The sequence below is a fragment of the Thioflexithrix psekupsensis genome (assembly GCF_002149925.1).
GTDB classification, from domain to species: Bacteria; Pseudomonadota; Gammaproteobacteria; order Beggiatoales; family Beggiatoaceae; genus Thioflexithrix; species Thioflexithrix psekupsensis.
Genome location: NZ_MSLT01000006.1, coordinates 261,683 through 287,988 on the forward strand (window position 1 = coordinate 261,683; position 26,306 = coordinate 287,988).

Consider the following 26,306-nt stretch of genomic DNA (forward strand, 5'->3'; position numbering starts at 1 on the left):
TCCTGTGCCGTTGCACTCCCTATTCCGTCCATCCGCTCTACGTCATCATCACGCTCCAGAACCGTTGGATCAACCACTCATCGTCACTGCCCCCCGTCATTGGTGGCGGATTTTGTTGCCGAAGATGCCAGAGATTGGGCGAAAAGATCGCGTTCAAACGCCCACTTTATTGCAAATGGAAACGGCCGAATGTGGCGCGGTGGCGTTGGCTATTGTGTTGGCTTATCACGGGCGACATGTTCCCATCGAAACGTTACGCAATGAATGTGGTATTAACCGCGACGGCAGCAAAGCCAGTCATTTAATCCACGTCGCCCGAAGCTACGGACTACGCGCCAAAGGTTATCGCCGTGAACCCGCACAATTACAGCAAATGCACTTGCCATTGATCGCTTTTTGGCGATTTAACCATTTTTTGGTGATCGAAGGTTTTGGCAACCATTGCGTGTATCTCAACGATCCCGCCAGCGGACGGCGCACAATCACCGCACAAGAATTTGATACCGATTTTACAGGCGTTGTACTGGAATTTATTCCCAGTCCTACCTTTACCCGCAGTGAGAATAAACCCAGTTTATTGAATCGCTTGGGACAACGTTTGTGGACGCATTGGCGAACATTGTTGGGTTTGGGCGTGTTTGGGCTGGTGCTACTGCCTTTACAGGTGGCGATGCCTGTATTATTACAACTGTTTATCGATCAATATTGGCTGGCACAACAAACGGATGGGCTGTTTTTGCTACTGATCGGTATGTTGTTGGCTGCTGTATTGCGCATGGGCTTCACTTGGGGACAAACACAAGGCCTTAACCGTTTCCAAACCCATTTAAATGTGACGTGGTCAGGACAGTTTTTATGGCATGTGTTGCGTTTGCCACTGCACTTTTATCGACAACGATCCGCCGGTGATATTCTCCAGAGAGTGGCGTTAAATCAACGGCTGGCCGCTTTGTTGGCCGGAGAAACTTTAGCGGGTGTGCTGGCTTTATTCATGGCAGTGGCTTACGCGCTGGTGATGCTCACCTTTGATACGCTGATTGCATTACTCACTTTTGGCGTTGTTTTGCTGAATGGGGCGTTGTTGCATTGGCTGACACGCCGTCATACTGAGTGCAGCCCGCCCACGGCGTTGGCACAAAGTCGTTGGCAGGGAAATGCCTTAAATGGTTTGTATTCGATTGAATCGATTAAAGCCGCAGGTCATGAAGCTCATTTTTTCACCCGTTGGAGCAGTTTACACGCCACCGTTCTCAATGCACAACAACAGTGGCGTAACAGTATTTTATTACTCAGTACCTTGCCCAGTTTGCTGTATGTTTTGTTGAGTATTGGCATTTTGCTTGTGGGGGGATTGAGTATGATGGACGGTACGCTGACTTTGGGCGCATTGGTGGCCGTGCAAAGTCTCGCCATGAGTTTGAGTGGTGCGATTCATCGGGTATTTGATACGCTCGGCAATGTTCAGGCATTAAGCGGAGATGTACAACGTCTTGATGATGTGTTGACCCACGCCACGGATCCCTTATTGACAGAAACGCCCAGCCAATCTGATACGCCATTATCGGGTGCGATTGAACTGCGTCAAGTGAGTTTTAAATTTGGCGCATTAGCCCCGCCAATATTACATAATCTGAATGCCCGTCTAACGGCCGGCCAACATATTGCCTTAGTCGGCATGTCGGGCAGTGGTAAATCAACGTTGGCGCATTTACTTGCGGGCTTGTATCTGCCTGATCACGGTGAAATTTTTTTTGATGGTCGTCGTCGTGCCGATATTTCCCGCGCCGCGTTTAATAAAGCGGTGGCTTTGGTGGATCAAGATGGTGGTATTTTTGCGGGCAGTATCCGCGATAATTTGATTTTGTGGCAATCAGATATTACCGAAGCAGACATGATCCAAGCGGCACGCGATGCCTGTCTTCATGAGTGGATTGAATCGCGTACGGGCGGTTATGACCATGTGTTGCTAGAAAATGGCAGTAATCTCAGTGGAGGCGAATGGCAACGCTTGGAAATCGCTCGCGCTTTGACGCGCAATCCCACCATTTTAATTCTTGATGAAGCCACGCGCATGTTGGACATCACCACCGAACAACGTATTTATGCCCATTTACGACGACGCGGTTGTACTTGTTTTATTCTCAGCCATCGTTTATCGACGTTACGGGATTGCGATGAAATTTGGGTGTTGGAAGCGGGGAAAATTGTGCAACGCGGCCATCATACTTCCCTATTGGCACAAGAAGGCGCGTATCAACGGTTGATGGCTGATGCTCAACATCACGCCATTGCTCAGGATGCGATTGAAACCCCTACATTATTAGAATTGCCATCAGAATCTGAAGCATCTGCCTTAGAAATAGACTCACCGCATAGATTTACCTCACCATCAGAATTACAACATGTGTGGGCGGCGTGCCAAATTTTAGGCCAGCACAACGGATTGACTTTTAACGCGCCATTGGAAAATACAACTCATCCCTTAGCCCATATTGCGGCCGATGTGCCACAGCGTCAAGTGCGTTTAGAGGAAAATTGGTGGCAACAAGACAGTGGTGATTTGCTGGCTTTTAATCGCATAGACCATCGCCCATACGCGCTGCTTCGTCATTACGGCAAATATGTGGCACACGATCCACAACATCAGACCACACATGCTGTTAATGCTGCTTTTGCCGCGTTACTAAAACCTAAAGCGTTGATGTTTTACCGTCCTTTGCCATCGCATCCTGTGGGTTTAGTGGATTTATTGCGTTTTGCGCTGCGTGGGCAATCGGTGGCGGCTGCGATTTTAATTGTAATCAGTGTGTTGACGGCGGGATTAGGTTTGTTAATGCCGTGGGCAATGGGACATTTGATTGAAAACTTATTACCTACAGGGAATCAACGTCAATTGTTGTTTCTGGCATTGGGATTAAGCAGTATTGCAATAGGAACGTGGTTATTGGGTTTGTATCAGCACTTTGTCTCACAACGTATGGGCGTATGGATGGACGTGGCCACGCACAGCGCGGCATGGGATCGTTTATTAAAATTACCTGCGGGATTTTTTCGCCATTACAGCGCGGGCGATTTGGCCGCTCGTATCAATGGGATCGCGGCTATTCGCCAGCGGTTAAGCGGTGCGATGTTGACGGGATTATTACACGGATTATTTGTTGTATTCACCGTAATGTTGATGGCCGCATACAGTGTGCCGTTGACGCTGTTGGCAGTGGGAATGGTTAGCGTTGCCGTGGCAATCACTTTGGCCGGCGGAATGCGCATTGTTAAATATGAACGCGAAGTCAGTGAACAAGCCGGCCATTTGTCTGGATTATTGCTGCAATGGCTTAATGGTATCACAAAATTGCGCAGCAGTGGCACGGAAAATCGGGCTTTCGCGCAATGGCACACGGCCTTTACCCGCCAACAAACCTGTGCCTTACAAGCCGCCACGTGGCGTAATAGTCTACAATCGGTAATGGGATTGTTGACCTTATTGAGTTTGGTGGCGATTGTGGCTGCGGTGAGTGTGTGGGGTTGGGCGACGCATTTGACCACCAGTCAATTTTTTGTGTTTAACGCGGCTTTTGCTGTGTTGACGGGGTCAATGTTGAGTTTGACTTATGTGGGTTTGGGGTTGTTGTCTGTTATTCCGTGGTACGAGCGGGCGCAGACCATTTTACACGCGTCTTTGGAGCGACGCGGTGGATTATCTGTGAAATTAGACGGCAGTATTGATATTGAACGGGTATATTTTGCTTATCAGGCTGATCAATCGCCCATCGTACGCGATTTGACGGTGCATATTGACCCCGGTGAATGGGTGGCGATTGTGGGCGCGTCGGGTTGTGGTAAAACAACTTTATTGCGTCTGTTGCTGGGTTTTGAACAGCCTACAAGTGGCTGTATTCGTTATAATGGTTATGATTTGACAACGATTGATGTGGCAGAATTACGCCGTCAACTCGGTGTAGTTTTACAAAATGGTCAATTGGTGGAAGGGGATATTGGCTCTAGTATTATCAGTGGCCGTCCGCTGACAATTGCTGATGCTTGGCAAGCGGCTCATCTCAGTGCGGTGGCAAGCGATATTGCGGCATTGCCCATGGGAATGGATACCATTTTACATGATCGGGCAGTGACTTTGTCCGGCGGCCAGCGACAACGTTTACTTTTGGCCAGAGCCTTAGCCCATCGACCACGTATTTTATTATTGGATGAAGCGACCAGTAGTCTGGATCATTTTACGCAAGCGCAAATTATGCGTCATCTGCGACAACTCCGTGTGACGACTTTGTTTATTGCGCATCGTTTGAGTACGCTGGTTGATGTGGATCGGATTTTGGTTTTAGAACAGGGGGTGATTGTTGAACAAGGCAGTTATTCTGAATTGTTGGCAAAAAAGGGAGTGTTTGCGCAATTGGTAGATAAATCATGTTGAATGTTTTGTATGATATTTCTTTACTCGGCATTGCTTATCGCAATCGTTCTACATTTGGTTTGTCCCGTACCACTGATCATTTATTGCGGGCTTTGTTGGCTTTGCCTGATGAGGTGCGTTTGGCAGCGAGTAGTGATGTGTCTTTTAATGTGTGGTTATTCAGTCGCTTGTATTGGCAGCAGCAATCGTTTCGTGAGGCAATGCCTTGGTTTTCCGATGCGTTTCAGGCGAGTTTTAAGGATACGCTACGGGAATGGTGGTTAAAAGATGCGTTATTCGCTAAACAAGTGGCCCTATTCAAGCGATTGGGTTTGATTAAAGATGAAACGCAAGTTTATCGCTGGCGTAATGAATTTATGGAATTAGGTTTTTATGGTACGCCGCGGGGGCGTTTGGCAGATGTGGACGTGTACCATTCTAATTATCATTTGATTCCAAAACGAATACAGCAACATGCGGGTGTTAAAGCGGTGTTGACGGTGCATGATATGATTCCCATTTTGCATCCTGAGTGGTGTGGCATGTTGGGGGACGCGGATAAGTATTTTCATCCTGAATTTAATTTGCCTGCGACGTTGAAAGGTTTGAACCGGGATCATTGGCTTATTTGTCCTTCGGCCGCGAGTCGTGATGATGTGTGTAATTATTTGGGTGGGCAAATTGATGCGGATAAGGTGCGGGTGATTCCTTGGGCGGCTTCTGAGTTATTTTATCCTTGTACCGATCCAGAACGTCTTCGTGCGGTACGGGAGAAATATAAGTTGCCTGTGGGGGGCCATTATGTGCTGAGTTTAAGCACGATTGAGCCGCGTAAGAATTTACCTACCTTATTACGTAGTTTTTACCGTTTGTTGCAACAAGAGCGGATCGGGGATTTATATTTGGTGTTAGCGGGAGCTTGGGGATGGGATTATGGGGAAATTTTCACCGAATTGCGTAAAAGTCGAATGTTGGCCAGTCGAGTGATTTTACCGGGTCATATTGCGGATGCTGATCTTGCCGCGTTGTACAGTGGGGCGTTGGGGTTTGTTTTTCCGTCGTTGTACGAGGGTTTTGGATTACCGCCGTTGGAGGCGATGCAGTGTGGTACGCCTGTGTTGGTTTCGGATGTGTCGTCCTTGCCCGAAGTGGTGGGCGATGCGGGATTATTGGTGAATCCGCATGATGAGGCAGGATGGGCGCAGGGATTGTTGACCTTGTATCGGGATGAAAATTTACGCGCCGAATTGTCGCATCGTGGAATCACTCGTGCGGCACTGTTTAGCTGGCCAAACTGTGCGCGGGAAACGGTGGGGGTGTATCGGGAGGCGGGGAATGGTGCAGCCTGATAAGGTTTAACTTGTGCCAATTCAAGTTTACGTATGGCTACTATACTAAATGCAGAAAAACGAATAACTCGCTCCCGTTGTACATTTGAAACTTTTAATCATACTTGAGTCACTACTAAAATAGACTGTCCATTTTTTTCATATACCAAAATTAAATCATTTATAAAAATTTATTTCAGAATCAGAATTTCTGAATTTTCAAAATTAATTCTTGCAACTCGTTTATTTTTATTAGATTTTTAATTCTGAAATTCTGTAACTTCTGATTCTGACAGAAAATTTTATGAATGGCTTAACGCTTACGCCAACTTATCCATTTCCTCCAACGACAAACGACGCGCTTCTTCGGGTAACATTACCGGAATGCCGTCCCGAATCGGATAAGCAAGGCGTGCGCCTTTGCTAAGTAATTCCTGTTTTGTTTTATCGTAAATTAACGCGCCTTTAGTCACAGGGCAAACCAAAATATCAAATAGCTTTTTGTCCATGTTTATTTCTCTTGTGCAAACGGGCTAATAACTGCTTACCAAAGGCTTCTGGTAAACGCGCCGTAATGGGTAAATACCAGTGTTGCGATGCGGCCATAAATTCACATTTTACCGCATCCTTTTCTGTCATAATAACAGGCAAATTATCTTTAAACTTAATGTCCTTAACCTGATAAACGTAATGATCAGGGAAAATATGCGTTTTTAATTTTAAACCATGATCGCGTAAACGATTAAAAAATTTCTCAGGATGTCCAATTCCCGCAATCGCATGAACCGTTTGCCCACGCAAAGCATCTAAAGGCATTGATAATTGACGATTGGCAATATTTTGTAAAGGATTTAAAGTATATTGTATGGAAAATTCATGTTCTAATGTCGCGCCTTTGGTCACTAAAAAATCAATGTTTTCTAAACGACTCACCGGCTCGCGCAACGGCCCCGCAGGTAAACAACGGCGATTGCCATAACGACGAATATCGTCTAACACCGCAATCTCAATATCACGCCCTAAACGGTAATGTTGTAATCCATCATCGCTGATAATCACATTACACGGGTGCTGCGCCAGTAAACGCTCCACCGCCCCCAATCGATCCACACCCACCACCACCGGACAGCCACTGTGACGCGCCAATAAAATCGGTTCATCACCCACAAGCACCGGATCGCTGTCAGCAACCACCGTTTCAATTGAAGCACGAGGACGCTGCCCCCCATAACCCCGACTGACAATCCCCGGTTGAAAACCTTGGCTTTTTAAAAATTGCGCCAACCAAATCACTAAAGGTGTCTTACCCGTGCCGCCTACGGTAATATTACCCACCACAATCACGGGAACTGGCACGGAATGTATTTTTAACAGTCCCTTATGATAAGCCTGCCGTCGTACCGCAGCCACACCACAATACAACCAACTCAATGGCGCAAGGAGTAAACTAAAAGGATGATTTGTACTATACCAAATATTATCTACATTCATGATCGCTAACGCATAGAAAAATAGTGCATTGATGCGCCCAATAGTTTACCAAAATTGCACCCAATCACGCATATTTTTTTATCACAACAACCCGGTTTCTAGCCGCTAGATTAAAGAGATAATGAACCGCTTTTAAAAGGTTTTTTAACCCACACGGCGATAACATCAATAAAAAAGTGAGATAATTTTTTAGATCATGGCTTTGCCTTATTCTCGTGTGCTTGTTAAAATCACCTTAATTTGCGTCATATCACGTTGTTGCTTTTGCTTGTCAATGTGTTGATGTAGGATAAAACCATTTTATGGCCACTCAAAAAAACACCGAATGATTAAACCACGTCATGAGCAGTCAAATTCCCCTACGCATCGCCACCCGTAAAAGTCCGCTGGCCTTATGGCAAGCACACCATGTTCGCCAGCATTTAGTGCGACTTTATCCTGATTTGCCGGTTGAGTTGGTAGAAATCACCACGAAAGGCGATAAAATTTTAGACACGCCATTAGCTAATATTGGTGGTAAAGGCTTGTTTGTTAAAGAATTAGAACATTGTTTATTAGAAAACGAGGCGGATATTGCGGTGCATTCGATGAAAGATGTCCCGGTGGAATTGCCAGAAGGCTTGTATTTACCGGTGATTATGCAGCGCGAAGAGCCACATGATGCGTTTGTGTCAAATGATTACAATGATTTGAACAGTTTACCCGAAGGCGCACGAGTCGGCACTGCGAGTTTACGGCGACAATGTCAATTGTTGGCGTTGCGGTCAGATTTAACCATTCTCACCTTGCGCGGTAATGTGGGAACACGTTTACAAAAATTAGATGATCAACAATTTGATGCGATTGTTTTAGCCGCGGCGGGGTTAAAGCGACTGGGCTTGTCACAACGTATTCGTTACCTTTTTCCATCGGAATTGATGTTGCCTGCGATTGGACAAGGCGCAATTGGAATCGAATGTCGGCGCGGCGATCAACATACCTTATCGCTTATTGCGGCGTTAAACGATCCGATTACTTATCAGCGGGTGAGTGCCGAGCGGGTGATCAATCAGGCGTTGGGTGGAAGTTGTCAAGTGCCGATTGCGGCTTATGCGACGGTGGACGGGCATCATCTTTGTTTACGGGGATTGGTGGGCGATGTCAAAGGGCAGCGCATTATACGCAGTACGAAATTAGGCCGTTTTGAAGACAGTCTTAAATTAGGACAACAATTAGCCGATGATCTCAAAGCACAAGGCGCAGATCAATTATTAGCCGAATTAAGCCATGAAAATCACTGAAAAATTGCATCAAGGACAACACATTTCTTTAGATACAGCCTTGTCTCAACTCCAATTTAATGCCGAAGGTCTCATTTCTGCGGTCGCCCAACAACATGATACGGGTGAAGTGTTGATGTTGGCGTGGATGAACCGCGAGGCATTGTTGGAAACGTTGACGACGAAACGGGTCTGTTATTGGTCGCGTTCGCGGCAACGGCTGTGGCGTAAAGGCGAGAGTTCGGGACAAACGCAACATTTAATTGCTTTGTATGCGGATTGTGATGGGGACAGTGTGTTGTTAAAAGTGGATCAACACGGCCCTGCTTGTCACACGGGGCGACGCAGTTGTTTTTATAATTTATTTCAAGAACAACAGGTTATCGTTGACAGTGAACCGTTGATTGCGCCTGAAACTTTGTATCGCCATGTTTAATCGTTTTTTACAAAAAATATTACTTTTGTTAATTAAGGGCTATCGTTATGTGATCAGTCCTTGGTTGGGGAATAATTGTCGTTTTTATCCGTCTTGTTCATGTTACACAGAAGAGGCGATCCAACGTTATGGCGCGTGGCGCGGTACGTGGATGGGAATACGAAGAATTTCCCGTTGTCATCCATTTTGTGAGGGGGGATACGATCCTGTTCCTGATTTGTCGGAGAGGGAAAAAGAGAAATGATAGACCAAAATTAAGTCATTCATAAAATTTTTCTATCAGAATCAGAAGTTACAGAATTTTTATCTCGTTCCTACATGCAATGTAGAAATGCAGCCCAAACGTGCTGCGTCACATAAATTAACTTAACGTGGCACGTTGTGACTGCATTCCCATTCATTTTTAATTAGGCAATCGTTGCACTTGAATCACTTGCAAGGTGTCGCCAGAAATGGCTTTTAATTCCAAGTGATAAGCCCCTTCATTAGGCAATAATTGGCCGTTTTGTTTAATTTGAATTTCAGGAATAGAAAGCGTTCCCCGATCCAAATCAAATACAGCTACATTCGGCGCGGTATTAGACAAAATACGCTCTACTTCTTCAGATGGCAATACTTGTGCGGTATAAGACTCGCCTTGCTGTGCCAAATTTTTGACAAATGCCCGCAGATGATTTTCCGAGCCTGCAATTAAATTCTGGTAAACAACCCGAATTTCTGGGGTTTGCGTTTCTAACAGCGCATCTTGTAAATCCTTAATGTCCACTTCTTCAATTAACGCGCCCACCCGTAATGCTTCGCTTAAAGAAGTTTGACCGCGTTGGGTTAATTGATCGTATAAGTTTTGCAATTCAGGATTATTAAATTGTCCTGCCATTGTCGAAGCTGAATCAGGCAATTGATACGCATCAAGCAAACATTTCACTTGTGCGGTGTGATTTTCTTCAGAACTGGCGATATTGTCAAATACGGGTAATTGCCATTTTTCACCTAAGAAAAGATACACATCACGCGCTAATTTTTCCTCTTCGCGCATAAAACCTAAAGAATCCGCTTCTGCGGCTGTTATCGATGTGCTGGTGGGAGTTGGGCAATTTAACGCGCCTGTGGCGGTTCTGGTGGGTTCTGCGGCTTGATTGCCGCCGCCTGCTTGTCCGCCTGCTTGTTGTTGTCCTGCTCGTTGTTGTGCTGCGCCGCCGCCTGCACCACCACGATAACCCTGTCCATTGCCCTGCTGCGCTAAAACGACTTGATTTAATGCCACCGCTAATAAGGAAGAAACCACTATAGATTTCAGTAATTGTTTATTATTCATGACGTGTTTTCCTTGAGAAATTAATATTATTAACTTAGGTTAAATTAATAATGTTTGTATTGAATAATCGCAGTATAGTTGATTATTTTATAAATAAACTTAACTTGGATTAACTTAATGATAAATTAGTTTAATTTATGTTTCATAGAAACAATCTATAATTTCACAATCGAATAAACCAGTAATGGGTCTTTTTTTCCTTTTACAATAATTTCTTTTTTAGAATGAATTTGAACCGTGTCTTGTACGGTGTTGTAAATGCGGTCTGATATGAGAATTTCTCCCGCTTGGGCAGCCCCTTCGATGCGTTTAGCGGTGTTTACTGTATCACCAATCACGTCGTAAAACCTAACGCCTGTGCTTCCAAATAAGCCCTCCACCAACAATCCACCATCCACCCCAATTCCCGCGCCAATCGATTCTCGTTTTAACAGCGGCTCAATTTCTTTAGACAGCACAATAGCAGCTTGAACGGCCAATTCAGCACTAGGAAATACTGCCATCACTTCATCGGCAGATAATTTGAATTTAATCGCGCCATATTGAGACAATACCAATTCAGAAAATTCATAATATTTATTAAGCAAATCCGCTACATTTTTAGGGTGTTGTTTTTCGCTCCAAGACGTGAATCCACGAATGTCCATAAATAAAATAAAACGAGTAGATTGAACAAGACTTAATGCCGATGGATTAATAAAAGATTGTTCCAGTAAATGTTTTCCCAATAACCATTCAGAATATTTGTGTAATTGATTTGAAGTTGTTTTTAACAGATTTAAATAACGTTCTGCTGTCCAATTAGCCAAGCCAATGACAAAACCTAAAGAAACAAGAGAAAATGCAATAAATCGATGGCTTTCATCACTGAAAAATGTCCCCGCTAAACTGAGGTGTTGGGCATGGAAATAAGTACTGTGTGTTTCAAATAAAACATACATCGCCAGTAATATTGAAGTACGAAAAATACTTTCAGTGACGATAAAGAAAGGGGAGAAACGTCTAGGTAGACATAATCGTATTTCTTGCAGCAAACCAATGATAATACTAAATAGCCAATAAGCCAGATGATTTGTACTGTCAAAAAATGACATTCCTTCAAGCGAGACTTCAATTACAGTGTAAACTAATGGCCCAATTAAATTTCCCAAAAAACGCCGAGGACGAGAGGTATTCTGCCAACGCACCAACACATAACTTTGTAACAGGCTGCCGATTAAAAGCACATAAGGATCAGGACTACGGAGATAAGTGCTGCCTCTTAATACCATTTCAAACAAGAAATTAGCCAGTGCAAAATGAACCGAATTGCCAAAAAATTCAAGCCAAAATCGAGTGCGAAATGAGCCAAAAAGTCTGGATTCAATAAGCGAATATTTCATATTATTGAGCCAATACAAAAAAAGACACAACCACTTTTTTAAGATAAATCGATTATAAAGCGGTTGTGTTTTATTAAAACTGAATTAAAGTCGTCGTTTACCCGTAATCATAGGGCGAATGAGAGAAATCCCCAGCACTTTTCCCATGATCACCACGGCACTGACATGAACAATCACGGCAAGTAAAGTCAGATTTGCCGCCATTTCATGCGTTTCTTCAACCCATTCCACTCCCCAGAATGTATCTAAAGTCAGCATCCAACCACTAATGACCGTCAAACTCAGCAGCAAAAGCAGTAAGAAAATCATCAACGCCCCGATGGGATTATGTCCTTCTGTGGGATCGAATTGGCGAGCGCGCACGGCTGTCAAATGGTGGCAAATACGCTCGTAAGTGGGGAAAAAATGGCAAAAACGCGCATTATGAGACCCAATAAATCCCCAAACAAAGCGCAATAGCAATAACGCCCCCACCACATAGCCTGCCCATTCGTGCCAACGTTCGCCATCTTCCAAAATAAAAAAATTCAGAAAAAATAACACCACAATAGACCAATGAAATAATCTGACAATACCATCCCAAATGGGAATTTCATGGGGAGTAGAATTCATCGCATTAATCCTTCATTTTCTTTTTCACGATGTCGCCATTACTGGGATCAAAATAAACTTCAATTTTCTCCCATTGGCTTGCGTCGCTCTCTTTGGAGGCTGCGCCGTAAATTTCGTAACAGTTGTCATCAATTTTGAATTTGTAAATGACAAAACCATAGTCATTGACAATTTTCTTTTGCATGTCCAATTCAGACAACCATTGCTCTCTTGGCACACTCGGACAGTCCGCGCCCGCTAACACCACTGAAGTATTCGCCAACACCACTAAACCAAAAGTAAATCCCACTATCGATTTCAACATAAAAAACTCCTTGAGTCGCTTGCTAAAAAAAATGTGCCATCTGGCGGGAAACAGCATGGACAAAATCCCCCCTCCCAACAAGCGACAAACCCCCTAAACACATCCGATAAACCACTTATGTTTTATTTAACATTTTGATTTTTAACATAAAACTATCCTGTTAAATCATCACTTGTGAGTCTATTCTGCTTATTCCGTTGGCAATTACTCTTTAAACCTCAAACCTATCCACATTAAAAATCACCCCAAAAACACCCCCATAAACACCACAATTGTGCAAAATGTGGTAAAAACGCAAAAATTTTTAAAATTATTAATTGTGACAGCTTGATTACTGTCACCAATTCTGTAAGAATCTTAACACTGCTGATTGTTTCAATCATGGAATCTTAACAAAGATAGCATTTATAAAAACGGAGGAAGCGAGACCAGGCGGCATGGTAAGCCGGTGCTATCCCTCTTGTCTTGGCAACAACGACGAGATTTCTCGCGTAACGTGTGAGATGAAATCTAAAAACCGAGAATTTATCGCCGAACGGATGCCCCACGGTTGGGTCATCTGCGAACGGCACATCGACGGCGCATTAAGTATTATTGACAACGATTGCAGCAATAAACGCGAAGCGCATCTAAAATTACGACAACTCTATGACAGTCAACAAGAAAATCCCGCTAATGCCTTGCATTAGTGTCTCCTAACGTGATGGAGGAGAATGGATGGTGACGAGATGGGTTGTGGCATGATTTGGGTATTGGCTTAACTCGCCAAAATTCTATAAAATAAATAGGTTCTCACCGCTTCCATTAAAAATTAACTGATTCAAATTTTGCACTCAACCGCTCTAGTGACCACAACAGGAGACATGATGAGTCGCGTCCCTTTGTTTTTAAAAATAATCGTAGGCTTATTTTTTTCGGCAGTCCTCGCCTTTTGTGTGCAGGCGAAGCAGGAGTGTTTCTCCACCTCTCCCAATTTGAAAAATGGGCAAAAATGGCGAGTGGCTTATGTACAAGGTGGGCCTTACATTCATTACCGCACCAATTTAATTAGTTTATTAGAAGCCTTACGCGATTTAAATTGGGTTGAACCTTTTCAATTACCCGAAGCCAAAAGTAACGATGACACAGAAGAGTTATGGCAATGGTTAAGTAAAAATATTCGCAGTAATTATATAGAATTTGTCGCAGATGCGTATTGGTGTGGTCAATGGCCGAAGCAAGAAGAAGAAAAAGCAGCTTTTAAAGAAAAAGTATTGTCCCGTTTGCGAACCTCTTCAGATATTGATTTGGTATTGGCATTTGGCACGTTAGGCGGGCAGATTATGGCCGAGAAAGTTCACCGTATCCCTACCTTAGTCATGTCCATTGCCGATGCGGTGGCGGCGGGTGTGGTGGAAAGTGCCAGTGATTCGGGTTTTGATTATATTCATGCTCGCGTTGATTCCACTCGATTTGAGAGACAACTGGAATTGTTCCATCGCATTGTACAATTTGATGTCTTGGGCATTGTCTACGAAGATTCTGATATTGGCCGCAGTTATGCGGGCGTAACGCGCATCCAAAATATGGCCAAAAAATTAGGCTTCCATTTGACAGAATGCAAAGCACCATCGGATAAGACTGTGGTGGTGCAAAAAACCATTGAATGTTACCAATATTTAGCTCCCATTGTGGATGCGGTTTATTTAACTTACGATGTGAATATAAAAGAAGCCCATTTACCAGATATAATTGCGCCTTTATTGGCTTATAAACGCCCTTCTTTTTCTCAATCGGGGCCGCGTGAGGTCAAATATGGCGCACTCATGGGTATGACGGATGTCAGTTACAAAGAAGTGGGCTTTTTTCATGCCAGCACAATGGCAAAAATCTTTAACGGTGCTAAACCCCGTCAATTAAATCAGGAATTTCCTAATCCTTATCGTTTAGCGATTAATGTGGAAACGGAGCGACAGATAGGTTTTCAATTTCCTGATTCAATTTTAATGATGGTGGATGAAGTTTATACGGATATTAGAACTGTTCCTTAATGTTCACTTACTCCCGGTGGTGGCGTGAACCAAGACAATTGTTGTTGTAATGTCACCACCGTGCCGACGATAATTAAACTTTGCAAATGAATATCGGCTTGATGCACTAAATCGGGTAAAGTTTGCAACGTGCCGACAATCGTTTTTTGTTCCGATGTCGTGGCTTTTTGCACCAAAGCCGCAGGATAATTCGCCGGTAAACCATGTGCGATCATTTGCCGACAAAATTCGTTTAATGCCCGCAAACCCATATAGACCACAACGGTTTGATTCAATTGCGTCAACATTGACCAATTCAAATCCAATGAGCCGTCTTTCAAATGTCCCGTGACAAAAACACAGGCTTGCGCATGATCTCGGTGAGTTAAAGGAATCCCCGCATAAGCCGACGCACCCAAAGCCGCTGTAATGCCCGGCACCACTTGAAAAGGCACGCCTGCGGCCATTAAGGTTTCAATTTCCTCTCCCCCGCGTCCGAACACGAACGGATCGCCGCCTTTTAAACGCAACACTTTTTTACCTTGTAAGGCTAATTTGGCTAATAACTCATTAATTTCTTCTTGGGGTAAGGTGTGATCATTGGGTTTTTTACCGACATAAACCCGTTCTGCTTCGCGTCGCACCAAATTTAGCACCGCCGGCGACACCAAACGATCATAAACCACCACATCCGCTTGCTGCATTAAACGCAACGCCCGAAAAGTCAACAAATCCGGATCGCCAGGCCCCCCACCCACTAAATACACCTCACCTCGCGGCAATGGCGCATCATTCGCATCGACCTGCGCCAAATACTGCGTTAAAGCGGCTTGAGCGCGTTCCTGTTGTCCTGACAACACCAATTCGGCAATTGGCCCTTGCAGCACCGATTCCCAAAAATCACGGCGTTCTGTGGTGTTTTGAAAACGTTGTTTTAAGGGTTCGCGGAATGCCGCCATTAATGCGGCCAATTGACCGTAGGCCGCAGGAATTAAACTTTCTAAACGCGCCCGCAGTAAGCGCGCCAGTACGGGAGCCGCGCCGCCGGTAGAAATCGCCACTTGTAATGGTTCCCGCGACAACATTGACGGCACAATAAAATCGCATGATTCCGGTGAATCCACTACATTAACCAGAATTTGGTGTGCTTTTGCTGCATTAGACACCTGTTGATTAATCGCGTTATCATTAGTCGCTGCGATCACCAGACGGCATCCCGATAAATCAGTTTCGACAAAAGTACCACAACGATAACTGATTCGTCCTTCATCCACCCAAGATTGCAAAAGTGAACTGATCTGCGGTGCCACCACATGAATGCGCGCATCGGCTTGCAACAGCAGGTCAATTTTGCGCGTCGCCGTATTTCCTCCACCCACAACCAAGCAGGGATGATCTTTAACCGTTAAAAAAATAGGGAAAAATGCCATAACATCTCGTCTCCAGTTTAAATCTTTTTGATTATTTTTGTGCGTTGCATCATAGACTTACTTGCAATCAAGGACGGATTAGTATATAAGAATAAACTTTAATACTAAAGCACTTTCCATGAGGATGTCTGCGCAACAAAGCGATGGCTAAAACTGTGCCTGGCATCATTATTCTTTCTTCACCATTGATCAACTAAAGGAGCTTTTTCATGGCTGACTTCGATAAAGAACTGGACGCAAGCGGTTTAAACTGTCCTCTGCCGATTTTAAAGGCAAAAAAAGAACTCAATGCCCTCAGCAGCGGTCAAAAACTGCGCATCGTGGCCACTGATCCGGGTTCGGTGAAAGATTTCGACGCATTCGCCAAACAAACCGGCAACAAACTGTTGTCCTCTGGCGAAGAAGGCGGCAAATACGTTTTCTTAATTGAGAAGGCCTAATTCTCATCTACCGAATCCACCTCAGACACTTCACTCAGGAGTCAAGGGCATGTCCGACACAAAAAAAATGGCCATTATCGCCACCAAAGGCACGCTAGATTGGGCTTATCCGCCTTTTATTTTGGCTTCGACGGCGGCGGCGTTGGGTTATGACACCCAAATCTTTTTCACTTTTTACGGGCTGCAATTGTTGCGTAAAGAGTTGAAATTGCAAGTTTCTCCGTTGGGCAACCCTGCGATGCCGATGCCGATGCCTGTGCCTGTTCTGGTGCAAGCCCTGCCGTTTATGCAAAGCGTCATGACCAGCATGATGAAAAGCAAAATGAAGCAGAAAGGAGTCGCCAGCGTAGAAGAATTGCGCGATCTGTGTTTGGAAGCCGAAGTCAAAATGATCGCCTGCCAAATGACCGTTGACCTGTTTGAATTCGATACCAAAGAATTTATTTCAGGAGTCGAATACGGTGGCGCGGCCAGTTTCTTTGAATTTGCTGGCCAAGCGGACATTACGCTGTACATTTAGTATTGCGATAGATTTGGGTGTGACAGAGAAATGGCTTATTTCTCTGTTTACCCCAGTTACAACAGATCAAAAAACAACACCCGCAAACAAAATAATAGGGCAATACAACCGAATAATAAATGTCCCCATTCGGGCTGTCCTTCCGCGTCTCGGTACGTCAACCCATGCCACGCCACGCCCGCCGTCACCAGCACAAAGACAACATCCCACAACATTTCTCCTTCTCCTTTGTTTTAATTTAGGTTGTGAATACGTTTTAAACCACTTATTCTAGGCCGTCTTTACCACTTAATGATTCACTTGGTGTGTTTTTACCGTAGAAATTATAGAGATCATCCCCACAGTGTAAAATTATTTTATTGACTTTGATGAGGAGAGATTTATCCCATGACTATCCGTCTTGTAATAACAGGATTATTTTACTTATTATTGTCATCAAACAGCATGGCAGAAACTCAGGAAATAACCGTTTGCACGGGCAGTAAAGAAGGGGCTTATTATCCCGCCGTAGAACACATCCGACAACACGCTGAACCAGAATTAATCGTAACGGCTTTGGAAACAAAAGGTTCTGTCGATAATTTAAAGGGATTAGAGGATCAGATTTGTCAGGCTGCAATTATCCAAGCTGATGCTTACTTTTTAGCGCAGACACAAATGATAGAATTATCAGTGGAACGCACAGCAGAATTATATGATGAATATGTGCATTTAATTTGTAATCGTCAAGCGGGAATTGACCAGATTAATGATCTCAAAGAAAACTCCCAAAATAACACGTTATTAATTGGTACAAAAGGCAGTGGTGCGGCCTTGACTTGGGAAGCGTTTGTGGCATTGGACAGTGATTATGGACGCATTCCCACATTACCGTTTGGTGGGGAGCGAGCATTAACGCAATTAATCGAAGGTCAAAACTCACAATGTATGCTGATTATTAGCGGTTTACGTTCCAAAATGATGCGAGAAATTGATCAGCACGGTGATATATTGAAATTAGTACATGTCAGTAATTCTAATTTTAAAGATAAAAAGGACGGACGTGGGGATTCTATTTACCGTTTTCAAAAAATCCCATCAGGGACTTATGAGCAATTGCAACGTCGTTTTTTTGGGGGAATTGAAACAATCATTGTTTCAGCCGTATTAGTGACAAATCGCCATTGGATTGATCAGAATCCACTGGCTTACCAACAATTTGCTAAAGCTGTGTTGGCGGCGCGGCCATATATTTTAGAAATGATGGCGACATTTTGATTTTTTTTATTGTTTTATTCAGGGAGATTAAATGATGAGTTACCAAACACCGATTCCAACAGAAATTCGTTTACATCAAAAATCCAGAAAAATGGATATTGCTTTTGAAGATGGTTTGTCCTGTGAATTGACTTGTGAATTTTTACGGGTATTTTCTCCTTCAGCCGAAGTGCGCGGGCATTCAGCAGATCAAGCGGTGTTGCAATTTGGTAAAGCGGACGTGAATATTGAGAAAGTCGATCCTGTGGGAACTTATGCCATTTGTTTGCATTTTGATGATGGACATAACACGGGAATTTATTCATGGGATTGGCTGTATCATTTGTGTAAAAATCGGGATCAATTATGGTCAGAGTATTTGTCTGAATTAGAAGCCGCAGGTAAAAAACGTTTCCCTACTGAAAACGCCGTACAGTAATTGGGTGATTCAAATATGAATGATCAAGAATCCACCACTCATTTTGGTTTTTCTCAAATTCCGCGTTCGGAGAAAGTGCGCCGCGTGGGACAAGTATTTAGTTCAGTGGCACAACGTTACGATGTGATGAATGATTTAATGTCATTCGGTTTGCATCGTTTATGGAAACGTTTTGCTGTAGAATTAGCCCATATTCGGCCGGGACAATCCGTATTAGATTTGGCTGGAGGCACGGGAGATTTAACCCGTCTAATAACCCCGCTTATTGGGGAAAAAGGGCGCGTGGTATTAGGCGATATTAATGGTGCTATGTTAGAAGTTGGGCGTGAGCGTTTATTAAACGAAGGCATTGTGGTGGATGTGATTCAATTAAATGCCGAAAATTTACCCTTTGCCAATAACAGTTTTGATTTAATTACCATCGCTTTTGGCTTGCGCAATGTGACTGATAAAGAAGCGGCTTTAGCATCGATGTATCGGGTATTAAAACCTGGTGGACGCTTAATTATCTTAGAATTTTCTCAAGTCTATTTGCCGCCATTAAAACCCATTTACGATCTTTATTCTTTCCGCATTTTACCGCTGATGGGTAAATTAGTGGCAAAAGATGAAGACAGTTATCGTTATTTAGCCGAATCGATTCGGATGCACCCCGATCAAGAGACGTTAAAAAACATGTTAATTGACGTGGGATTTGAACGGTGCGATTATCATAATGTAGATGGCGGAATTGTCGCGGTGCATCGTGGTTTTAAATTGTGATTGAACGAAAATTAAACAGGGATTTTAACGGGATTTAAGGAGCGAATATCATGAGCGAATATGCCACCGTTGCCGCTGGTTGTTTTTGGGGCGTGGAAGCCCTTTTTCGCCCATTATCAGGCGTAATCAATACCGCCGTGGGTTACACGGGCGGCCACACGGAAAACCCCAGTTATGAGCAAGTATGCAGCGACACCACCGGCCATGCTGAAGCCGTATTAATCGAATTTGATCCCAGTCAAATCAGCTATGAAGCCTTATTGCGCGTTTTCTGGGACAATCACGATCCCACCACCCTAAATCGCCAAGGCCCCGATAGAGGCAGTCAATACCGTTCTGCGGTTTTTTACCATTCAGAACAACAAGCCCATATTGCGCAACAATTAAAAGCCGAATTAGCCCCTCATTACCAGCAACCCATTGTCACTGAAATTGTGCCAGCCAGTCGCTTTTATTACGCTGAAGATTATCATCAACAATACTTTGCCAAACGAGGTATTGTTGCCCATTGTCACGCTAAATTAAAATAAAAAATTACCGCATTACATGCGACCATCATTCACACTTTTACACACTAGGATTGACAATGCCACACGAATTGGCTTATCAACATTATGGCGATTCAGGAGAGCCGCTGATTATTCTACATGGTTTATTTGGTTCTGCTAAAAACTGGCATTCCATTGCGCGCCAATTAGAATCTCAATTTAATATTTGGGCATTAGATTTACGCAATCATGGGGCATCGCCTTGGGATGTCACGATGAATTATCCCGAATTAGCGGATGATTTGCGTTATTTTATCGAACAACATCAATTAGCACCCGCGAATTTATTAGGGCATAGTATGGGCGGAAAAACGGCCATGACCTTAGCTCTTGCTTTACCGACACTGGTTAAACGTTTAATTGTGGTGGATATTGCGCCTGTTAATTATAACCACAGTTTTATCGATTATGTGCAAGCCATGCAACATATTGATTTGTCTGGGTTAAATCGCCGCAGCGAAGTGGATCAGCGACTCAGTGAAACCATACAAGACACCAGCATTAGAATGTTTTTATTACAAAATTTGGTGTTCAATACGGATCATTATGATTGGCGTATTAATCTTTCGGCATTAGCGGCTAATATGCACTATTTAACGGCTTTTCCTCAAATTGATTCTGATATTCAATTTAAAGGAGAAACGGTTTTTTTACGCGGGGAGAAATCAGACTATATTTTGCCTGTGCATGAAGAAACGATTTGCCATTATTTCCCCAATGCGCGTATTGAAACCATTGCCAATGCGGGGCATTGGATTCACGCCGATCAACCGCAGTCTCTTCTGGCACAATTACAAAAAATTTTGGGAACAGAATAAGAAAAATAAAATGAGGAGTCGTGATCTGAATCAGTATTTTTTCAAGAAATGTTGATTCAGATTTTCTTTAGCAAGTATCAGCGAGGATAACATGTCGCATATTATAAAATTTAGCATCAAAGAGTTAGCAGGGCGTAAAAAAGAATATACTCGAATTCTTAATGAAGATATTAATATCTTTTTCGGGCTGAATGGCAGTGGTAAAACTTCGTTATTAAAAATTTTACATGCTGCAATGAGCATGGATAGAGATATTTTACGCAATGTGCCTTTTAAGCAAGCAAACATTGAACTTTCGTCGAAAAAAACGGAAGAAACTTTTATTTTTGAGATTAAAAAAAATCTAACTCATATTGCAAAAGAACGGCTTGATTTACCTGAAATTTTGTTTCAAGAAAATATTCCTGAAGAAATAAAAGCGGAGTTAGAAATCCTATCTCAACATCACCATAAACAGGAAAAAATAAGTGTAGAGGTCAATTCTAAGGAACCCTTTAGAGGATTGCGTCACACTTATTTACCCGTTTCTCGTCCTTACCCCACTAAACGTCCAGAACGTTTGCCGCTTTCTGAAGGGCAATTAGACTTGCTTTTTGCCAAGAATTTGCAGGATTTATGGAGACGTTATTCAACAGAAATGTTAAGCCATATTCGTAAGATACAAGAAGATGGATTGGCAAATATTTTAAAAACAGTTTTATCTGCCGAAGAATCTAATCACCTTAATGAGGTGATGACAGAAAAATCAATTTCTGAAGAAATGGCTTATGAACAAATGCGTAATTTCTTGAATCGACAAAATACTAATATTGATATATTAGGAACTCGTGATAATTTTATACAACGTTATGCTAAAGATACTCGTTTGCAAAAAGTAGTGAGCGATATTAATGCGGTAGAAAAGGAAATTGAACATACTTTATTACCACGCCAACATTTGCAGCGGCTAATTCAAAAAATGTTCAGCCATAAGCACATTGAATTTACAGACAGTGATATTTTAGTAAAAACAGAAGATGATAGGGCATTAGGCTTACATTTACTGTCATCGGGTGAACGTCAATTAATGCTAATTTTTCTGGAAACATTTCTTGCAGGAGAAAGCATTATTCTCATTGACGAACCAGAAATGTCAATGCACATTGATTGGCAATTAGAATTGGTTAATGCTATGCGTCAGCTTAATCCTAAAGCACAATTAATTCTAGCCACTCATTCTCCAGAAATTATGGCAGAAGTTTCTGATGATAAGATATTTAGATTAAACAATGAATAGATTACAACATTCCGCATCGGCCACTCAACGCGCCATGCAAATTTCTGATTATCGATTGTTTGTTTTTGTGGAAGGTCAAAGTGATTCGTTTTTTTATGGAAATATTTGTGAGGATTTGTGCAGTGAAAGATTGAAATATCATATTTATTGTGCAAATAAAACTCCATTTTGTGAAGAATGGGGAGAGCAGAAAAAACTTTCTGGAAAAAGTGGAGTGCTTGAATTATATTCTTGTTTTAAAACAAATGGGTTACTTCTTTTTGAATTTCAAGGTAATAAAAAAGCTTCTGTTTTCTTTTTGGATAAAGATATTGATGATTTGTTGAATAAAAAAATTAATTCTGAACATGTCATTTACACAGAATATTATGATATAGAAAATCATATTTTTGTAAATGGTAATGTGATTAAGGGTGCGGCCTCTGCAATGAATATGGATATTCAAGAAGTTCGTGGAATAATTCCAAATGTTCATGAATGGACAATTAAAGTAGCAACTCAATGGAAATCTTATGTGGAATTTTGTTTTTTTGCGATTAAGGCACATAAAGTAGTGGCAAATTGCCGTTATGGAGAACATCAACTTCCTAAACAATTTGACTTTGTGGGTGAGCCTGATATTTTGTCTGATGATATTGACCGTGATATTTATCATCAATGTATCCAATCACTAGATAATTTATATCAACAAAACAAGCACAACATGGTATTTAAAGGCAAATGGTATGCTGATTTATTGGATCGTGACTTGGGTGGTAAAGGAAAACATAAAGAACTATTAATTGCTATCGCAGCTACTTTGAATTTTAACGAAGAATGGGCAAATTACTTTAAACACCCTTTAAGAAAATTACTCCGTCAAGTGGATTATCCCGAAAATATAGTGTCGTGATATGATTTACAATAAGCCCCTCATTTTCTCTGAATCATAATTTATAAAACCAAAGAATCCCCAGAATTTTTTCTTAGAAAAATTAATTCTGAAAATTTCGTAAACTTCTGATTCAGACAATCCCCATCTCCATTCTTTTTCTTAGAAAATGCAAGTGATATTTGTTTTACCACCCCCCTGCTCATGCGCCAACAACCACGCCTTTAACGCCAAACCCGCTCCGTAACCGACTAAACGTCCTGATTGTCCGATGACGCGATGGCAGGGGACAATGATGAGAAAAGGGTTATGATGATTGGCTTGCCCGACGGCACGCGCCGCTTTGGGTTGTCCCACGGCGGCGGCAATTTCTCCATAACTGCGTACTTCTCCATAGGGAATGTCACACAAGGTCCGCCACACCCGCTGCCGAAACGCCGTCCCTTGCCAACGCAAAGGTAAGTCAAATTGTCGGCGTGTCCCCGCAAAATAATCGTTTAACTGCGCACACGCCGCTTGTAATAAGGGAGAATTATCAGAGGGTTCTGAAATAGTTAAGTGATCTGCACGCGCTGGAAGCTGAAACTCAGGCCACGCCGACACCACATCGCAGGACAATAACGCAGATTGATCCGCCGTGATTTTAAAAGTCCCTATAAGACAATCGCAATAAGCCGTTTGTAAGGACAGACTAGATGGCATCTGCGTCCGTTTCGCCCGTGCGAATCCGAATCACGCGCTCTACTGAAGTGACAAAAATTTTACCATCACCAATTTTTCCCGTGCGAGCGGATTGAATAATGGCTTCAATACACGTATCCACTTGCGCATCAGTCACAATGATTTCTAATTTGACTTTAGGGAGAAAATCGACAATATATTCCGCGCCGCGATATAATTCAGTGTGTCCTTTTTGACGGCCAAAGCCTTTGACTTCAGTCACCGTAATTCCTGTTACGCCAATGCTAGATAAGGCTTCTCTGACATCGTCTAAACGAAAAGGTTTAACAATCGCTTCTATTTTTTTCATAATACCGTATTGGAAATGCTTATTCTAAGAGGAATTAAAGAATAAGTTGGGATAGCACGCTGAGTTTTGACTCAACCCAATTTCCGTTCTCCTTCAGTTGTCAGGCTATCTTTAAATTAACGCAAACTAATGGGCAGAGATAACGCTTTTTTAATACCTTATTTTTAGTAAAAAACAGCGTTATTCTGCCATGAATTTTTTTATCAATAATAAACGGCAATTAACCGCCTAAAACAGCCAGCATTTTCGCGCCCAATTCAGTGGGAGAGCGACATACATTGACATGAGCCGCTTCTAAGGCTGCGAATTTATCGGCTGCTGTGCCTTTGCCACCGGCGATGATTGCGCCGGCATGTCCCATGCGTTTGCCCGGAGGTGCAGTTACGCCCGCAATGTAGGCTACAACAGGCTTAGTGACGTTAGACTTGATAAATTCGGCCGCTTCTTCTTCCGCAGAACCGCCAATTTCTCCCACCATAATAATGCCTTCGGTGGCAGGGTCTTCTTGGAATAAGGCCAAGCAGTCAATAAAGTTCATGCCGTGAATCGGATCGCCCCCGATACCTACGCACGTGCTTTGACCTAAACCGTTATTTGTGGTTTGGAAAACCGCTTCATAAGTCAAAGTACCAGAACGCGATACAATCCCAATTTTACCGGGTTTATGAATTTGTCCGGGCATAATGCCGATTTTACAAGCACCGGGGGTAATTAGACCGGGGCAATTTGGCCCAATTAAACGGGTATTCGGATAATGATCCATCAATGCGGTTTTCACTTTCAACATGTCCATGACAGGAATGCCTTCAGTGATACATGCAATCACTTTAATTCCCGCATCGGCTGCTTCTAAAATCGCATCCGCGGCGAAAGGCGCAGGAACATAAATCATAGACGCTTCGGCACCGGTTTGAGCGACGGCATCGTGAACGGTGTTAAATACCGGCAAGCCTAAATGGGTGCTACCACTGCGGCCGGGTGTGACTCCGCCGACCATTTTAGTACCGTAAGCAATCGCTTGTTCGGAGTGGAACGTGCCTTGTTTGCCGGTGAAACCTTGACAAATTACTTTGGTGTTGGCATCAATTAAAATACTCATCGCTTTATCCTTTTACCGCTTTAACGACTTTTGCCGCTGCATCGGCCAAATCATCGGCCGGAATCAGGGATAGACCACTGTCTTTTAACAATTGTTTACCCGCAGCCACGTTAGTGCCTTCTAAACGCACCACCACCGGCAAACTAATGCCCACTTCTTTCACGGCGGTGATAATCCCTTCAGCAATTAAGTCACATTTCACAATGCCACCAAAAATATTGACTAAAATGGCTTTCACATTTTTGTCAGATAAAATCAGTTTAAAGGCTTCCGTCACTTTAGCGGCGGTGGTGCCGCCGCCTACGTCTAAGAAGTTAGCGGGTTCGCCACCATATAACTTGATAATATCCATCGTGGCCATCGCCAAGCCCGCACCATTCACCATACACGCAATATTACCGTCTAAGGTGACATAATTCAGGTCGAATTGACGCGCCCGATCTTCTTTCTCATCCACTTGAGACGGATCGTACATTGCCGCTAAATCAGTGTGACGATATAAGGCGTTGTCATCAATATTCACTTTGCCGTCTAAAGCCATTAATTCGCCTTTATCATTGACGATTAACGGGTTGATTTCGACTAAGCTCAAGTCTTTTTCAACAAATAAACGGTATAAATTAGACAATAAGAAAGTCAATTGTTTGGCTTGGTCGGCATTTAAACCGATGGCGAAAGCGATTTCGCGGCATTGATAGGCTTGTAAGCCGGTGACAGGATCGACGTGGCGAGTAATGATTTTTTCGGGGGTGTGTGCGGCGACTTCTTCGATGTCCATACCGCCTTCGCTAGATGCGATCACGGCAACTCGGCGTTTTGCTCGGTCAACCAATAAACTCAAATACAGTTCAGTGACAATTCCCGTAGGCGTTTCGACCAGTACACAACCAATCGGTTGGCCTTTGCTGTCGGTTTGGTGGGTGACGAGGTTTTTTCCGATGAGCTGAGTGGCGATGCTTTGAACTTCGTCTAAGGATTTAACCTTTTTTACGCCACCGGCTTTACCGCGTCCGCCCGCGTGAACTTGGGCTTTAACCATCCAAGAATCCCCACCTAATTCCTCGGCTTTTTGTCGCGCTTCGGCGGGATTAAATGCAGGATACCCTGTGGGGACAGGAATGAGATAATCGGCAAATAATCTTTTTGCTTGATATTCGTGTATATTCATCAGTTAGCCTCTTGAAAAGAGATACTTATTGTGTTGTTTTGTGTTTGGGGTCAGAAGCGATTCTGACTGGCTCACACGGGTTACGAAAAATGTGCATCGTAACGCCTATGCCGTTTTGCAGCAAGCGT

28 protein-coding genes are annotated in these 26,306 nt (G+C 43.2%); 16 read left to right on the forward strand and 12 right to left on the reverse strand.

Annotated features, from left to right (window positions below):
* The first annotated feature begins 4 nt into the window (after nt 1-4).
* Both TPSD3_RS02315 and TPSD3_RS02320 read left to right on the forward strand, forming a co-directional pair.
* The gene (locus TPSD3_RS02315) at nt 5-4,426 is read left to right on the forward strand and encodes an NHLP family bacteriocin export ABC transporter peptidase/permease/ATPase subunit (RefSeq protein ID WP_140048464.1); all 4,422 of its coding nucleotides are present in this window, start codon (nt 5-7) and stop codon (nt 4,424-4,426) included.
* Entirely contained in the window at nt 4,420-5,754 is a 1,335-nt protein-coding gene (locus tag TPSD3_RS02320) for a glycosyltransferase family 4 protein (protein ID WP_086486978.1), read from the forward strand. Before TPSD3_RS02315 ends, TPSD3_RS02320 begins: the two co-directional genes overlap by 7 nt.
* Before the next feature lie 299 nt (nt 5,755-6,053).
* On the opposite strand, the gene TPSD3_RS02325 is transcribed toward TPSD3_RS02320, so the two are convergent.
* Together TPSD3_RS02325 and lpxK are read right to left on the reverse strand one after the other, a co-directional pair.
* Nucleotides 6,054-6,242, reverse strand: a complete 189-nt coding sequence (locus TPSD3_RS02325; RefSeq protein WP_086486979.1) for a Trm112 family protein — start codon at nt 6,240-6,242, stop codon at nt 6,054-6,056.
* Nucleotides 6,223-7,224, reverse strand: coding sequence for a tetraacyldisaccharide 4'-kinase (lpxK, locus tag TPSD3_RS02330; protein WP_086486980.1), 1,002 nt, complete (start codon nt 7,222-7,224; stop codon nt 6,223-6,225). Before lpxK ends, TPSD3_RS02325 begins: the two co-directional genes overlap by 20 nt.
* A gap of 341 nt (nt 7,225-7,565) precedes the next feature.
* Here lpxK and hemC point away from each other — a divergent pair, with 341 nt between their 5' ends.
* The 3 genes from hemC to yidD are packed head-to-tail and all read left to right on the forward strand — an operon-like array spanning nt 7,566 to nt 9,163.
* Entirely contained in the window at nt 7,566-8,504 is a 939-nt protein-coding gene (gene hemC, locus TPSD3_RS02335) for a hydroxymethylbilane synthase (protein ID WP_086486981.1), read from the forward strand.
* Entirely contained in the window at nt 8,491-8,919 is a 429-nt protein-coding gene (gene hisI, locus TPSD3_RS02340; RefSeq protein ID WP_086486982.1) for a phosphoribosyl-AMP cyclohydrolase, read from the forward strand. The genes hemC and hisI overlap by 14 nt, the downstream gene beginning before the upstream one ends.
* Complete coding sequence (yidD, locus tag TPSD3_RS02345; protein WP_086486983.1) at nt 8,912-9,163, forward strand: membrane protein insertion efficiency factor YidD; 252 nt, start codon at nt 8,912-8,914, stop codon at nt 9,161-9,163. The genes hisI and yidD overlap by 8 nt, the downstream gene beginning before the upstream one ends.
* A gap of 159 nt (nt 9,164-9,322) precedes the next feature.
* Here yidD and TPSD3_RS02350 read toward each other — a convergent pair whose 3' ends face one another.
* The 4 genes from TPSD3_RS02350 to TPSD3_RS02365 form a co-directional block, all read right to left on the reverse strand.
* The gene (locus tag TPSD3_RS02350; RefSeq protein WP_086486984.1) at nt 9,323-10,234 is read right to left on the reverse strand and encodes a DUF2202 domain-containing protein; all 912 of its coding nucleotides are present in this window, start codon (nt 10,232-10,234) and stop codon (nt 9,323-9,325) included.
* A gap of 155 nt (nt 10,235-10,389) precedes the next feature.
* Nucleotides 10,390-11,616, reverse strand: coding sequence for an adenylate/guanylate cyclase domain-containing protein (locus TPSD3_RS02355; protein ID WP_086486985.1), 1,227 nt, complete (start codon nt 11,614-11,616; stop codon nt 10,390-10,392).
* Nucleotides 11,617-11,700: 84 nt separating this feature from the next.
* Nucleotides 11,701-12,228, reverse strand: a complete 528-nt coding sequence (locus TPSD3_RS02360) for a cytochrome b/b6 domain-containing protein (RefSeq protein WP_086486986.1) — start codon at nt 12,226-12,228, stop codon at nt 11,701-11,703.
* 4 nt (nt 12,229-12,232) lie between these two features.
* Nucleotides 12,233-12,532 carry a PepSY domain-containing protein gene (locus TPSD3_RS02365; RefSeq protein WP_086486987.1) on the reverse strand — a complete coding sequence of 100 codons (300 nt, stop codon included), beginning with the start codon at nt 12,530-12,532 and terminating at the stop codon, nt 12,233-12,235.
* Between the two features lie 503 nt (nt 12,533-13,035).
* Between TPSD3_RS02365 and TPSD3_RS02370 the strand changes: the two genes are divergently transcribed.
* On the forward strand, nt 13,036-13,221 hold the full coding sequence (locus tag TPSD3_RS02370; protein ID WP_086486988.1) for a hypothetical protein: 186 nt from the start codon (nt 13,036-13,038) through the stop codon (nt 13,219-13,221).
* A gap of 174 nt (nt 13,222-13,395) precedes the next feature.
* Nucleotides 13,396-14,562, forward strand: coding sequence for an ABC transporter substrate-binding protein (locus TPSD3_RS02375; RefSeq protein ID WP_086486989.1), 1,167 nt, complete (start codon nt 13,396-13,398; stop codon nt 14,560-14,562).
* On the opposite strand, the gene cysG is transcribed toward TPSD3_RS02375, so the two are convergent.
* Entirely contained in the window at nt 14,559-15,971 is a 1,413-nt protein-coding gene (cysG, locus tag TPSD3_RS02380; protein ID WP_086486990.1) for a siroheme synthase CysG, read from the reverse strand. The two genes, TPSD3_RS02375 and cysG, sit on opposite strands and share 4 nt — an antisense overlap.
* 209 nt (nt 15,972-16,180) lie before the next feature.
* Between cysG and TPSD3_RS02385 the strand changes: the two genes are divergently transcribed.
* Entirely contained in the window at nt 16,181-16,411 is a 231-nt protein-coding gene (locus TPSD3_RS02385) for a sulfurtransferase TusA family protein (RefSeq protein WP_086486991.1), read from the forward strand.
* A gap of 49 nt (nt 16,412-16,460) precedes the next feature.
* Nucleotides 16,461-16,931, forward strand: coding sequence for a sulfur carrier protein DsrE2 (dsrE2, locus tag TPSD3_RS02390; protein ID WP_086486992.1), 471 nt, complete (start codon nt 16,461-16,463; stop codon nt 16,929-16,931).
* 56 nt (nt 16,932-16,987) lie between these two features.
* Here dsrE2 and TPSD3_RS17410 read toward each other — a convergent pair whose 3' ends face one another.
* A complete protein-coding gene (locus tag TPSD3_RS17410) occupies nt 16,988-17,146 on the reverse strand; it encodes a hypothetical protein (RefSeq protein WP_176329679.1) in 159 nt (52 codons plus the stop codon).
* 172 nt (nt 17,147-17,318) lie between these two features.
* On the opposite strand from TPSD3_RS17410, the gene TPSD3_RS02395 reads away from it, so the two are divergent.
* The 7 genes from TPSD3_RS02395 to TPSD3_RS02425 all read left to right on the forward strand — a co-directional run bounded on the left by TPSD3_RS02395 (nt 17,319) and on the right by TPSD3_RS02425 (nt 22,902).
* The gene (locus TPSD3_RS02395) at nt 17,319-18,188 is read left to right on the forward strand and encodes a TAXI family TRAP transporter solute-binding subunit (protein WP_086486993.1); all 870 of its coding nucleotides are present in this window, start codon (nt 17,319-17,321) and stop codon (nt 18,186-18,188) included.
* 31 nt (nt 18,189-18,219) lie between these two features.
* Nucleotides 18,220-18,606, forward strand: coding sequence for a gamma-butyrobetaine hydroxylase family protein (locus TPSD3_RS02400; RefSeq protein ID WP_342587064.1), 387 nt, complete (start codon nt 18,220-18,222; stop codon nt 18,604-18,606).
* A 15-nt stretch (nt 18,607-18,621) separates the two neighbouring features.
* Nucleotides 18,622-19,368, forward strand: a complete 747-nt coding sequence (ubiE, locus tag TPSD3_RS02405) for a bifunctional demethylmenaquinone methyltransferase/2-methoxy-6-polyprenyl-1,4-benzoquinol methylase UbiE (RefSeq protein WP_086486995.1) — start codon at nt 18,622-18,624, stop codon at nt 19,366-19,368.
* 50 nt (nt 19,369-19,418) lie between these two features.
* A complete protein-coding gene (msrA, locus tag TPSD3_RS02410; RefSeq protein ID WP_086486996.1) occupies nt 19,419-19,898 on the forward strand; it encodes a peptide-methionine (S)-S-oxide reductase MsrA in 480 nt (159 codons plus the stop codon).
* 56 nt (nt 19,899-19,954) lie between these two features.
* Complete coding sequence (locus tag TPSD3_RS02415) at nt 19,955-20,734, forward strand: alpha/beta fold hydrolase (RefSeq protein WP_086486997.1); 780 nt, start codon at nt 19,955-19,957, stop codon at nt 20,732-20,734.
* Between the two features lie 91 nt (nt 20,735-20,825).
* Nucleotides 20,826-22,010, forward strand: a complete 1,185-nt coding sequence (locus TPSD3_RS02420; protein ID WP_086486998.1) for an AAA family ATPase — start codon at nt 20,826-20,828, stop codon at nt 22,008-22,010.
* A complete protein-coding gene (locus TPSD3_RS02425; protein ID WP_086486999.1) occupies nt 22,003-22,902 on the forward strand; it encodes a DUF4435 domain-containing protein in 900 nt (299 codons plus the stop codon). The genes TPSD3_RS02420 and TPSD3_RS02425 overlap by 8 nt, the downstream gene beginning before the upstream one ends.
* A gap of 141 nt (nt 22,903-23,043) precedes the next feature.
* On the opposite strand, the gene TPSD3_RS18090 is transcribed toward TPSD3_RS02425, so the two are convergent.
* The 4 genes from TPSD3_RS18090 to sucC form a co-directional block, all read right to left on the reverse strand.
* Nucleotides 23,044-23,583, reverse strand: coding sequence for a methylated-DNA--[protein]-cysteine S-methyltransferase (locus TPSD3_RS18090; protein ID WP_086487000.1), 540 nt, complete (start codon nt 23,581-23,583; stop codon nt 23,044-23,046).
* Nucleotides 23,573-23,911, reverse strand: coding sequence for a P-II family nitrogen regulator (locus tag TPSD3_RS02435; protein ID WP_086487001.1), 339 nt, complete (start codon nt 23,909-23,911; stop codon nt 23,573-23,575). Before TPSD3_RS02435 ends, TPSD3_RS18090 begins: the two co-directional genes overlap by 11 nt.
* Nucleotides 23,912-24,131: 220 nt before the next feature.
* The gene (gene sucD, locus TPSD3_RS02440) at nt 24,132-25,010 is read right to left on the reverse strand and encodes a succinate--CoA ligase subunit alpha (RefSeq protein WP_086487002.1); all 879 of its coding nucleotides are present in this window, start codon (nt 25,008-25,010) and stop codon (nt 24,132-24,134) included.
* A 4-nt stretch (nt 25,011-25,014) separates the two neighbouring features.
* Nucleotides 25,015-26,178 (reverse strand): ADP-forming succinate--CoA ligase subunit beta, encoded by a 1,164-nt coding sequence (gene sucC / locus TPSD3_RS02445; RefSeq protein WP_086487003.1) that lies wholly within the window; start codon nt 26,176-26,178, stop codon nt 25,015-25,017.
* Nucleotides 26,179-26,306: the final 128 nt, after the last annotated feature.